Consider the following 12,133-nt stretch of genomic DNA (forward strand, 5'->3'; position numbering starts at 1 on the left):
GGTTCTAAAGGGCCTCCATCTCTTTGGAATCGACGGTATTCTATATGACCTCGGGGTTTCGTCATTTCAACTGGATGACGATACCCGAGGCTTTTCTTATCATAACGATGGTCCTCTGGACATGCGGATGAACCAGTCGGCTGAGCTAACTGCCGAAATGGTGGTAAACGACTATGCTCCCGGGGAACTAAAAAAAATACTGTTTCTTTATGGAGAAGAAAAATTTGCCAGCCAAATCGTAAAATCCATCGTTAGAGCCAGAACGCTTGCGCGAATCACCACCACTTTGGAGTTAAGTGAAATTGTCAAAAATGCTTATCCTCCCAAGGAACGTTTTAAAGAAAAACATCCCTCAAGAAAAACATTCCAGGCCATTCGACTGGAAGTCAATGGGGAATTAAAAATATTGGAAGATGCTTTAACCCAGGGTCTTGAAGCCCTGAAACCAGGGGGAAGAATGTGTGTTATTACCTTTCATTCACTGGAGGATCGGGTGGTTAAGCATCTCTTTAAAAACAAAGCCAATCCCTGCACATGCCCGCCGGATTTTCCCCAATGTGTTTGTGGAAAATTTCCGGAAGTGAAGCTTATTTCAAGAAAGCCGATTGTTCCGGGGATTGATGAGCTGGAAGAAAATCGGCGTTCTCGAAGTGCGAAGCTACGGATTGTTGAAAAGCTGGAAACAGAAAGCTAAGCAAAGGAGCATTCCATGGTGACCACAGAAAAAAGAATGAAAATGCCTAAACAGAAAGAAAAACATATGACCACAAGCTCTTATGTGATGCTTATTGGTTTGATTGCGTTTGTGGCGATGGTCGGCATATTATTTCAGCATGCACTGATCACCGAAAAAAATACAGAAATTAGAGAACTCCAGAAAAATCTGGAGGATGCCATACAAGTTAATGACAGCAAAGAAGGTCAGTTGGTAACCAATATGAATCTTCAATCGATTGAGGCTCAAGCCAGAGGTTATGGTATGAGCGAACCAGTTCAGGAACAATATCGTCGGGAATTGGTGACCAAAAAAAAGGAAGAGTCATTGATGACAGATTCACAAATTGTTAAGAGCTGGTTTGAAAATTTATTTTAAGTTAGGGTTTATTTAAGCTGAATCAGGTAAGCTTAACTAAATAAAAATTTGGAGAAAAAATGTGAATATAAAAAAGAAGGCACAACGAGAGATTGGACCGGTCGGCAAGCAGAATCGCATCATGATTGCCATGGTTGTACTTTCATTGTGCTTAATTATTGTTATTGGGAAATTGTTTTCCCTGCAAATTGTAAATTCGACCGGAAAATATGAAAGGCAAGTGGACCAGCTGGTTGAAGAAGTGCCAATTAAGGCATCGCGAGGGGATATTTATGATCGGAACAAAAATGTTCTGGCCAAAGATTCGTCAGCCACTGCGGTAAACGTGATTCCCTATGAGGTGGAAGATCCGGAGCGGCTGGCCAAAACATTAGGCAGCAAACTGGGTTTGAAGGTTGAAGAGGTACAGACAAAGATCTCAGTTCTGGAGAATGACATTGTTGAAGTAAAAACCGGTATCAGTCAGGGAGCTGCAGTTATTGTGCTCAGCCATAATTTTGCTGGCGTGAGTATTGAGGATGGGACCTTGTATTTTGAACCGATCAGTATCAAAGATGCTGAAGCAGTGGCGTCAGCTATCTCCAAAGATCTGGATTACGATTATGAGTCGCTTTACGACAAAGCTACCCGAAAAGAAAATCAGCCGGTTCTGATTTTAGGGAAGGTCGACAATACCCTGGCCTTGGAAATTAGGGAAGCGGAAGCAATTAAAGATGAAGAAGGCGAAATCCAAAGCTATAACGGGATTGAATTGCTTGATGATTACCGCCGTTATTATACCAATGGAAATTTTGCTTCCTATATCCTCGGTTTTACCGGGACCGATTATAGTGGACTCTACGGCGTCGAAGCAACCTATGAAGATGTGTTAAGCGGCGAGGATGGGGTTGTTTATTTTCAAAAAGATGCCGATGGTAATCAGATTCCGTCCCAGACAAAGATTCTTAAGGAACCGGTACAGGGAGAGGATATTGTCTTAACCATTGACAGTAATATTCAGCTGATGGCTGAAAAGGCAGTAGAGGAAGCAGCGGCGACCTGGAAAACTAAAAGTGTTACCGCCATTGTGATGGAAACTAAAACCGGAGAAGTAGTGGCCATGGCGACTACCCCCGATTATAATCTCAATGATCCATTTACTCTGGATCCTAATTTTGCAGCGACCCATGCGGCGGATCTGACCGGAAAAACAGATCAGGATAAACTGGCTGAAATGTATAAGAACCAGGCAGTCAGTTTTATCTACGAACCGGGTTCCACTTTTAAAGCACTGACCGGGGCCGCCGCTCTGGAAGAAGGGGTGGTCACCCCAGATACGGTGGTGTATTGTGATGGATCGATCCAAATTGGGGATGCGGTGATTAATTGCGCCACCGGACCACACGGAGCCGAGACGGTTTCTGATGCCATTGCCCATTCCTGTAATCCGGGGCTGGTTCAGATTATTGAAAAATTGAATCCGGATGTTTTCTATCAGTATGTTTATAATTTTGGTCTGGGAGAAACCACCGGGATTGAGCTCGACGGCGAAGAAGCCGGAATTGTCAATCGTTTATCCACCGCTAATGGTGGGATCAATGAAGTGGATTATGCCACCTTTTCATTTGGACAGGGTTTGGCGGTAACGCCGATTCAAATCGTCAGTGCGATAAATAGTGTCGTCAATGATGGCTATTATGTCAAACCGACGATTATTTCCAGTGAAACTAAGGGACAGGCAATTGAATCCCCAAAACAGATTATTTCTAAGGAAACATCGGCAGCTACCAGAGAAATCATGCGTAAGGTGGTGGGTTACGATTCCGATATGACGGCTCTTTCAGAAGGTTACAGTATTGGTGGAAAAACAGGGACGGCCGAAAAGTTCATCAATGGTGAATATTCCAGTTCAAAGTATGTCACCTCTTTTTATTGCTTTTCCCCGGTGGAAGATCCCAAATATTCTGTCTATGTTGTCTTGGACGAACCGGCAGCAGGTGCCTATGGGAGTACCAGTGCGGCACCAACTGCCATCAGTTTAATGAAACAGGCGCTGAATTACAACTCGGCCGATACCACCCTCAGTGGGGCAGCAACTGAAGAAATTCAAAAGGGAACGATCACAGTTCCCGATCTGGTCGGTCAGAACATCGATTTCGCCGCCAGCATTCTCAATGAAAAAGGGATAAAATACGTCGTTGATCCGGCCACCAGCGGGACTACGGTTGCGAATCAAAGCCTTCCAACCAATTCGATCTATGATCCTAATAGTGAATTGATCTTGGCATTGGGAAATGCGGACAGCGCGGCGGCAGGAACGGTTATTATTCCTGACTTAAAAGGATTATCCATTCAAAGTGCCAATGAAATCCTCACTGGATTGGGGTTAAACCTTAAAATAACAGGTAATGGTTTTGCGTCAAGTCAGACTCCGGCAGCAACAACCGTTGTGGATCTGGGCAGTGACGTCAGCGTGACGTTTACCCCATAGAAGATTAAAAGAAAAGCGAGGGGGAAATCCTTGCTTTTCTTTATGTTTAAAGTTTGATATAATATCAGGGTCTTTTTGGACAGATGATCGGGTTGCAAAATTGACTCGAATTGAGTAAGATCGAACTAAAATAAAAAGAAAGTTCAGGTAATATCCATGGAAAGTATCAGTATTGATGAAATACTCCACATTACCCGGGGGGAATTGCTCCAGGGAACACGTTCGCTGGCAATTACAAATGTTGCTATTGACAGCCGAAAAATAAACAACAATGACTTATATGTGCCTATAATTGGGGAAACAAATAACGGCCACGACTATATCAGTCAGGCCTGTTCAAATGGCGGCAGGGTTTGTCTGACCGAGGAAAGAAAGCGATCGTTTCCAGCGAAAATGACGGTTATTTATGTCGTTTCCACATTAGCGGCCATGAAAGCTCTGGCTGGTTTTAACCGGCATCGCTATAGCATCCCGGTGATCGCCATTACCGGCAGCAGCGGTAAAACGACCACCAAGGATCTGGTGGCAGCGGTGCTTTCACAAAAGTATCATACCTTAAAAACAGAAGGGAACTTTAATAATGAATACGGAATTCCCCAGACCCTGTGTAATTTGGAATCAGACCATCAGATTGCAGTTATTGAAATGGGAATGGATCATCTGGGGGATATTTCGAAATCAATCCAGCTGGTTGATCCAGATATCAGTGTAATTACTAATGTGGGGCTCAGTCATATTGAACGCCTCAAAACCCAGGAGAATATTTATCTGGCTAAAAGAGAAATCCTTCAAACCTTAACCAGTGCAGGGGTTGCCTATGTCAATGGGGATGATGAATTTTTAAAAAAAATAAAAGATGAAAAAAACCGTTACCTGGTTAAAACCTTTGGCTTGAAAGGTGAGCATACTGTCAAAGCGCTGAACTACACGTCCAGTCAGTCTGGTCTGGAAATACAGGTGAAATGGGAAGATCGAAACGAAGTCTTCACATTTAATTATCCTGGTGAACATAATGTTTATAATTGTCTGGTAGCCATTGGCTTAGGATATTTCTATAAAATGACCCAAGCGGACATTCAGAGAGGGCTCGATGCCTTTGTTCCCAGCGTCAATCGGATGGATATTTTCACAGTGGGGGAAATCAAAGTTATTAATGACTCATACAATGCCAATCCTGATGCCATGCGGGCTTCCCTGGATGTGCTAGCAACCTTGGGTCGCGACTACAAGCGGAAAATTGCGATTCTCGGCGATATGCTGGAAATGGGCGAATATGGCCCGGCGGCTCACCTTGAAGTGGGTAGCTACGCCAGGGATAAGGCGGATATTTTAATCGGGGTTGGCAAACTGGGTCAAGAGATTTGTCGGGGCTATGAAAATGCCGGACAGGTCTATCAGGTTTCCGATGCATTGGCAGCCGGAGCATGTTTAAAAGAGATTGTTCAGCCCGAAGATGTCGTTCTGATTAAAGCCTCCCGGGGAATGGGTCTGGAACGGGTTGTTGATTTTATTAAGGAAGGCGGTCAATAATGGAAATGACAATTTTACAAACGGGACTGATCAGTCTGCTGATTTCTTTTTTTGTTGTATATTTTGTGACTCCCCGGTTTATCCCCATGCTCAAACGCCTGAAATTTGGTCAGGCCATCAGAGAAGAAGGCCCCCAAAGCCATCTTGAGAAATCAGGAACCCCAACTATGGGCGGACTGGTGATTCAATTGGGGGTATTGGTTTCGTTTATTCTCTTGTCAGCGCTGATCGGAAACTGGGATTTCTTCCCAATACTGGTGATGCTCTATTTTGGAGCGGTGGGCTTTATTGATGACTATATCAAGGTCGCCAAAAAGCATAATCTGGGTCTGCGGGCCTGGCAGAAAATAGTGCTCCAGTGTATTGGCGCTGTGGCGATTGCCCTCTATGCTTATTATTCACCGGCGATTGGTTCGGAACTGGTGGTGCCGTTAATGAACCAGACCGTTGATTTCGGGATCTGGTATGTGCCATTTACCTTTATCGCCGTGGTAGCCATTGTCAATGCAGTAAATTTAACTGACGGATTGGACGGATTGGCATCGGGGGTAAGTCTGATTGTCGCCATTTTCTTTTTTGTCGGTTCTCTGGTTCTGCCCCAGGCCAGTACCAGTATTTTTATTGGTGCCATTATTGGGGGATGCTTGGGTTTCTTAAGACATAATTCAAATCCAGCTGATATCTTTATGGGAGACACTGGTTCGATGGCATTGGGGGGAGCTGTTGTAGTCATGGCAATTATTACCCAGCTGCAGATTTTTCTGCTCATCGCCGGAGCCTTGTTTGTCATCGAGGCCTTATCAGTTGTCATCCAGGTGGGCTATTTTAAATCCACCGGGGGAAAACGTTTTTTTAAGATGGCTCCCATTCATCATCATTTCGAATTGTCTGGTTGGAGCGAAACCCGGGTTGTCACCGTCTTTTGGGTTGCCACCGCCATTTTTGTAACCATTGCATTTATTTGTTTAGGATAGGAGAAGCGCATTATGAGAAAAAGGACTTTGGTGATCGGAGCCGCCCGGAGTGGTGTAGCTGTCACAGAATTATTATTAAATCATGGCGAAGCAGTGGTATTAACCGATACCCGGGCATCTGGCATTGTCTTAAAAGAATTTCCCCAGATTCTCGATTATGAAAAAAATTCGGATTTTGAATCGATTTTTGGTATTCAGCCAAGTCCGGCGGTTTTACAGGTAATTGATGAGGTGGTGGTAAGCCCCGGGGTGCCGTTGATTATCCCGATCATTCAAGCTGCCTACGAACAGGGTATTCCTGTCACTGGAGAGGTTGAAGCGGCCTATCGATTGACAAGAACACCTTTTATTGCGATTACTGGAACCAATGGAAAAACCACCACTACCACCCTGTTGGGTGAAATATTCAAAGCTTCAGGCCGGGGAACCTATGTGGTGGGAAATATTGGCGATCCGATTACTAACTATGTGGACAGCGCCACCGAAGACGAGGTATTTGTGACCGAAATCAGCAGTTTCCAATTGGAGACCATCCATACCTTTCGGCCTCAGGCGGCGGCGATTCTCAATCTGACCCCAGATCATCTGGATCGTCACCTGACCATGGAAAATTATGTGGCCGCCAAAGGGCGGATATTTGAAAATCAAAGGGTTGAAGACCTGCTGGTATTAAATGGGGACGACCCCTTAGTCTGCGAATTAGGTGAAAAAGCGCTTTCAAAAAAAGCGCTCTTCAGTTATAAAAAAACCGTGAATTATGGTGCCTGGTGTTTAAATGGCGAAATCCATATTAATAACGGCCAGGATACGATTGCGGTCTGTCGGGAAGACGAGCTGGGGATCATCGGTCCTCACAATACCATGAATGCCCTGGCAGCGCTGACCCTGGCCTATTTTTCAGGAGTTGAGCTGGAAGTCATTGTCCAGGTACTTAAAACCTTTAAAGGAGTGGAACACCGGCTGGAAATGGTGGGCTGTTTTGCTGGGGTGACCTATATTAACGACTCCAAAGGCACCAATACCAATGCCACCATTACGGCTCTTAATGCGGTGAAAGAACCGATTATTCTGCTGGCTGGAGGCTATGATAAAAAGGAAGATTATTCCGAGCTGATGGAACTGGTGGCAAAGCGGGTCAAACGACTCATCGTTTTAGGCGTGACCGCCGATGATCTGATTAAAACGGCCAATGCCAAGGGTTTTACGGCCATTACTAAAGTTGACAATTACGAGGAAGCGGTGGCCTGTGCCAAAGCAGCAGCAGGATCCGGTGATACGGTTTTATTATCACCGGCTTGTGCCAGCTGGGATATGTTTGACAACTATGAAATTCGAGGTCGGGTTTTTAAACGACTGGTGACCGAAAATCAATAAGAATCCAAGGAGTAAACCATGAAAAATGGAAAAATAGATCGCCCCTTTTTGATTGCGCTGATGTTGTTGGCGGGCATTGGGGTTATCATGGTATTCAGTGCCAGCATGTACTCATCCACGATTAGTGGGGAAAAAGGTTATGCTCTGTTCTTGAAACAATTGGTTTTTGTCATTTTAGGTGTAACCGTCATGGGGGTCATGAGCAAGATTGATTACCGGGTTTATAAAAAATACTATCTTGTCGGTATTGTGATTTCTGTTTTTCTCCTGATTATCGTTTTAATTCCGGGGATTGGTTTAAAGGTAAATGATGCGAGGCGGTGGATTGATTTAAAAGTAACTACCTTTCAGCCTTCTGAATTGGCCAAGGTCGCTGTTATTCTTTATTTCAGTACCATTATTTCCCGAAGACCGGGCATTATTAAAGAAAACATACCGTTTTTACTCAATTGTATGCTTCCCCTGGGACTGATCTGTGGCCTGACTGCTATTGAGCCGTCTTTGAGTGCAGCCATGGCCATCGCTCTGGCAGCTGGCGGGGTGCTTTATTTTGGCGGCATTAAATTCAAGCTCTTTTATCCCTATCTGGGATTTGGATTATTGGCGGTGGCTGGTTTAATGATTGCCGAACCCTGGCGGTTGGATCGTTTTAATGTTTTTTTGGGCAAAGGGGGGTATGATTACCAGATCTCCCAGTCGCTTTTAGCCATCGGTACCGGAGGGATTTTTGGCCGGGGTCTGGGGAATGGCAAACAAAAGTATCTATTTTTGCCGGAGTTGCAAAATGACTTTATCTTTGCCAATATTGCTGAAGAATTTGGTTTTATCGGATGTTTACTGGTTTTGGGTCTGTTTGCCTTTGTTATCTGGCGGGGCTTCCAAATTGCCCAGAAATCCCAGGATACCTTTGCCTATTTGTATACCAGCAGCGTAATGCTGTTGCTGGCATTCCAGGTTTTGGTAAATATCGGCGTTGCCTCGGCGATTATCCCGGTAACCGGAATGGCCTTGCCCTTTATCAGTGCTGGCGGCTCCTCGATGATCATTCTGTTTGCGATGATGGGCCCGATATTAAATATCTCCAGAAATGTTGATCTGGGCAAGAAACTGGAGCAAAATAGAAAACCAGTACTAACCAAGAAAAAGATTGCGAGGTAGACTGTGAAAGTACTTATTGCAGCGGGCGGAACCGGGGGACATATATATCCGGGTCTGGCTATTGCTGAAAAAATAAAAAGCGAAAACCCTGGGGCAGAAATAATCTTCATCGGATCGATGGTGGGGATGGAAAAAAATATTATTCCCCAGTTTGGATATCCGATTGAGTATATTCGGGTCAGGGGATTTGAACGAAAAGCTTCATTGGAAACCCTGGCGGCAATTAAAGGGATTTTTGACGGGCTTAGCGATGCTAAAAAAATAATCAAGAAACATCAGCCGGATCTGGTTATTGGAACCGGCGGTTTTACCGCCGGTCCGCTACTCCTAATCGCCAGCCGCCGGAAAATCAAAACAATGATTCATGAACAGAATGCCTACCCCGGCAAAACAAATCTGATGCTGGGGAAACGGGTGGATCGGATTGCCATCAGTTTCAAAGAGGCTGAAAAGTATTTTCCTCAGGAACGAACCTTTCTGGCTGGAAATCCGGTGCGATCTGAATATCATCAGATTGACCGAGGCGAATTGCGGAAGAACCTGAACCTTTCAGATTCACAAAAAATGATCTTGATTATGGGCGGCAGCCAGGGTGCCGGTTCCATCAATCAAAGCGCCCTGTCATTGATCGCATCGTATAAAAATCGAGATGATCGGGTAATTTATCATTTAACCGGAAAAGATCAGTATGAGTCTATCAAACAAGAAGTCGAAAACCTGGGGCGCTCACCATCCGGTCATGTTATTATTGACGCCTACAGCAATGAGGTTCATCGCCTTTTAGGGGCAGCTGATCTTGTGATCAGCCGTTCTGGAGCGATGTCGGTGGCTGAAATTCAAGCGGTGGGGGTGCCTTCAATTCTGGTTCCTTACCCCATGGCAGCCGGCAATCATCAGGAATTCAATGCCCGGGTGATTAGTGATCCGGGCGGAGGGGTTCTCATCAAAGATAAAGAACTAACTGGGGCGCTACTGATCCAAACTGTGGAATCGTTATTGGAAGACGAGGAAAAACGCCTGAAAATGAGCCAAATAGTCAAAAAACAAAGCATTATTAATGCCGGAGATCGGATTTATGACGAAATAAATAAATTAATGGAGAATTAATGAAACGATCAAAGAAGAAAAAACCCAAAGAAAAAAGCATAAAAAAACCACAAAATCACGAGCTGTCAAAGCAGGAACTCCGGGAACAGCGACGGCGACAGCGAAAAATAAATAAACGCAAACGACTGATGAAAGGGCTGGTTACAATCCTGATTATTTTAGGGGTAATTGGCGTTATTAGTTTCGGCGTTTATCAGGCTGTCAATCTGGGAATTTTTAACGTGGCCGAAATTGAAGTGGTTGGAAACGAAATTGTTGATGTCCAGACTGTGGTTGAAGCATCAGGAATAAGTATTGGGGAAAGTATTTTTTTGATTGATGTCAATCAGGCAAATTATAATATTAATGCCTTGATGAATTTGGACGAATTGGAAATTTCCAAGATCATGCCGAATAAGATTCTGATCCGGATGGTGGAATCGATACCAATTTGTGCCGTTAATTACGATAATAAGGTTTATTATCTTACCGAAGACAAAAAACTGATTGAAGATGGGGAGTACTTAAGAAAAACAGATATCCCGCTGGTCTTCGGTAGTGATGCCGTTACGATCTCAGAAATTGGCAAAGAAGTGGTGATCGAGCCTTATTGGCGTTTTGACACCGTGATGAACATTCTGGAAGATTTAAAAAATGATGACAATTTGGGGAAAATCTCCGAAGTGCGGATGACTGATGTGAACACCTATGAAATTGTCACGAAAAATGGGACGGTTTTCATTCTATGGGATTATAATAGTTATGTGGATAATAAAGCTTATATCCAAACAAACCTGGACAAAAACACCAGCAATATGATTATTAATTTAGCAGCGGGTACAAAGCCAGTCATCAAACCCCGTTAGAAGTTTTTGCACTTCTTATGATTTCTGCTTATTATTTTGTTTGACAATAAAATAATGGTGTTATTTTACTTAATTTATTATTCAATAGTTGAAAAATTTGTAAATAAAGGTTAATATAAAGGAGTGAACATTTCTGCTGCCATGAATAAGGGGAAGAAGTGTTATTAAAGATGAAAAAGCAACTGAAACAATTCAAAAGTTTCGGGAAAAAAGATACACGAGAAATTAATTTAGAACGAGAAAGCTGTTTAGTAAGAGGAGGAATAAAAGTGTTTGAATTAGATGGGAATTACGATAATTTTGCAAAAATTCGTGTTATAGGTGTCGGTGGTGGTGGAAATAACGCCATTAATCGGATGATTGAAGCCGGAATGAAGGGCGTGGATTTTATTGCGATTAATACCGATAAACAAGCCCTGGCCTTGGCTTTATCTGAAAAGAAACTTCAAATCGGGGAAAAAATTACCCAGGGACTTGGTTCCGGGGGAAATCCTGAGATTGGTCAGAAAGCGGCAGAAGAAAGTAAGGATGCCATAGCAGATATGATCAAAGATACCGATCTGCTGTTTTTAACAGCCGGTATGGGTGGCGGAACCGGCTCCGGTGCGGCTCCGATTATTGCAAAAATCGCAAAAGACATGGGAATTTTAACTATTGGTGTTGTTACCAAACCTTTCTCTTTCGAAGGCCGGGTACGGATGCGTAATGCCCAGATTGCCAGTGAGTTTTTACAGGAAAATGTTGACTCTCTGGTAACGATCCCAAATGACCGACTATTAAGAATGGCTGATAAATCAACCTCTCTCAAAGATGCCTTCAAACTGGCCGACGATGTGTTACTCCAGGGCGTCAAAAGCATCTCGGATCTGATCGCTATGCCAGGACTGATCAGTCTTGATTTTGCCGATGTTAAAACCATTATGAAAGATACTGGCCTGGCTCATATGGGTGTTGGTCGTGCTACAGGTGATAACCGTGCGGAAGAAGCTGCTAAACAGGCGATTCTCAGTCCCTTGCTGGAAACTCAGATCGATGGAGCAACCGGGGTGCTGCTTAATATTACCGCTGGCGAAGATCTTTCTTTATTTGAAGTCGATAAGGCTGCCAGTATTGCCAGAGAAGCTTCTGACCCAGATGCCAACGTTATTTTTGGGGCAACCATTGACGAATCCTTAGGCGATGAAATCAAAATTACAGTTATTGCGACAGGCTTTTTATCTGGCGGCGAAAAAGAAAAGAAAGCCGTTATTAAAAAAGTTGTTAAGAGTGCCAATGATTCGGTTGGCGAATTTTCAATTCCAGATTTCCTGACCCAAGAATAATACTTATGAAATGTCCGTATTGTGCGTTCGATGACAGCAAGGTGGTCGACTCACGACCATCCGAAGAAGGAACAATGATCCGCAGACGCAGGGAGTGCAATCGCTGCAATAAACGTTTCACGACCTACGAACGGGTCGAAAACATCCCGCTGATTGTTGTTAAAAAAGGCGGTCAACGAACAGCCTTCGATAAAAATAAAATATTCAATGGCATGATTAAGGCCTGTGAAAAACGGCCGGTTCCCATTGATACCATTAAA

General features: G+C 43.9%; 11 protein-coding genes. All 11 read left to right on the forward strand.

Features of this window, described 5'->3' with window-relative positions:
* Positions 1–694 (forward strand): 16S rRNA (cytosine(1402)-N(4))-methyltransferase RsmH (rsmH, locus tag ACEW8F_RS15175; protein WP_373484307.1); only part of this gene is annotated, 694 nt, incomplete at its 5' end.
* A 15-nt stretch (positions 695–709) separates the two neighbouring features.
* Positions 710–1,093 (forward strand): hypothetical protein, encoded by a 384-nt coding sequence (locus ACEW8F_RS15180; protein ID WP_373484308.1) that lies wholly within the window; start codon positions 710–712, stop codon positions 1,091–1,093.
* A gap of 61 nt (positions 1,094–1,154) precedes the next feature.
* Positions 1,155–3,563, forward strand: coding sequence for a penicillin-binding transpeptidase domain-containing protein (locus ACEW8F_RS15185; RefSeq protein ID WP_373484309.1), 2,409 nt, complete (start codon positions 1,155–1,157; stop codon positions 3,561–3,563).
* Positions 3,564–3,719: 156 nt separating this feature from the next.
* Entirely contained in the window at positions 3,720–5,093 is a 1,374-nt protein-coding gene (gene murF, locus ACEW8F_RS15190; protein ID WP_373484310.1) for a UDP-N-acetylmuramoyl-tripeptide--D-alanyl-D-alanine ligase, read from the forward strand.
* Positions 5,093–6,067 carry a phospho-N-acetylmuramoyl-pentapeptide-transferase gene (gene mraY / locus ACEW8F_RS15195; protein ID WP_373484311.1) on the forward strand — a complete coding sequence of 325 codons (975 nt, stop codon included), beginning with the start codon at positions 5,093–5,095 and terminating at the stop codon, positions 6,065–6,067. Before murF ends, mraY begins: the two co-directional genes overlap by 1 nt.
* Before the next feature lie 12 nt (positions 6,068–6,079).
* Positions 6,080–7,441, forward strand: coding sequence for a UDP-N-acetylmuramoyl-L-alanine--D-glutamate ligase (murD, locus tag ACEW8F_RS15200; protein WP_373484312.1), 1,362 nt, complete (start codon positions 6,080–6,082; stop codon positions 7,439–7,441).
* A gap of 18 nt (positions 7,442–7,459) precedes the next feature.
* Complete coding sequence (gene ftsW, locus ACEW8F_RS15205; RefSeq protein ID WP_373484313.1) at positions 7,460–8,599, forward strand: putative lipid II flippase FtsW; 1,140 nt, start codon at positions 7,460–7,462, stop codon at positions 8,597–8,599.
* A 3-nt stretch (positions 8,600–8,602) separates the two neighbouring features.
* On the forward strand, positions 8,603–9,706 hold the full coding sequence (murG, locus tag ACEW8F_RS15210; RefSeq protein WP_373484314.1) for an undecaprenyldiphospho-muramoylpentapeptide beta-N-acetylglucosaminyltransferase: 1,104 nt from the start codon (positions 8,603–8,605) through the stop codon (positions 9,704–9,706).
* Complete coding sequence (locus ACEW8F_RS15215) at positions 9,706–10,551, forward strand: cell division protein FtsQ/DivIB (RefSeq protein WP_373484315.1); 846 nt, start codon at positions 9,706–9,708, stop codon at positions 10,549–10,551. The genes murG and ACEW8F_RS15215 overlap by 1 nt, the downstream gene beginning before the upstream one ends.
* Before the next feature lie 269 nt (positions 10,552–10,820).
* A complete protein-coding gene (gene ftsZ, locus ACEW8F_RS15220) occupies positions 10,821–11,873 on the forward strand; it encodes a cell division protein FtsZ (protein WP_035356806.1) in 1,053 nt (350 codons plus the stop codon).
* Between the two features lie 5 nt (positions 11,874–11,878).
* Positions 11,879–12,133: transcriptional regulator NrdR (locus tag ACEW8F_RS15225; RefSeq protein WP_373484316.1), on the forward strand; the 255-nt coding region annotated here is incomplete at its 3' end.

It is taken from the genome of Acetobacterium sp., from assembly GCF_041752335.1.
Lineage (GTDB): Bacteria > Bacillota > Clostridia > Eubacteriales > Eubacteriaceae > Acetobacterium.

Excerpts from the sequence above, each read along its gene's own strand:
- ACEW8F_RS15180 (WP_373484308.1), top strand. The coding sequence starts at position 710 with ATGGTGACCACAGAAAAAAGAATGAAAATGCCTAAACAGAAAGAAAAA.
- murF (WP_373484310.1), top strand. The coding sequence starts at position 3,720 with ATGGAAAGTATCAGTATTGATGAAATACTCCACATTACCCGGGGGGAA.
- mraY (WP_373484311.1), top strand. The coding sequence starts at position 5,093 with ATGGAAATGACAATTTTACAAACGGGACTGATCAGTCTGCTGATTTCT.
- murD (WP_373484312.1), top strand. The coding sequence starts at position 6,080 with ATGAGAAAAAGGACTTTGGTGATCGGAGCCGCCCGGAGTGGTGTAGCT.
- ftsW (WP_373484313.1), top strand. The coding sequence starts at position 7,460 with ATGAAAAATGGAAAAATAGATCGCCCCTTTTTGATTGCGCTGATGTTG.
- ACEW8F_RS15215 (WP_373484315.1), top strand. The coding sequence starts at position 9,706 with ATGAAACGATCAAAGAAGAAAAAACCCAAAGAAAAAAGCATAAAAAAA.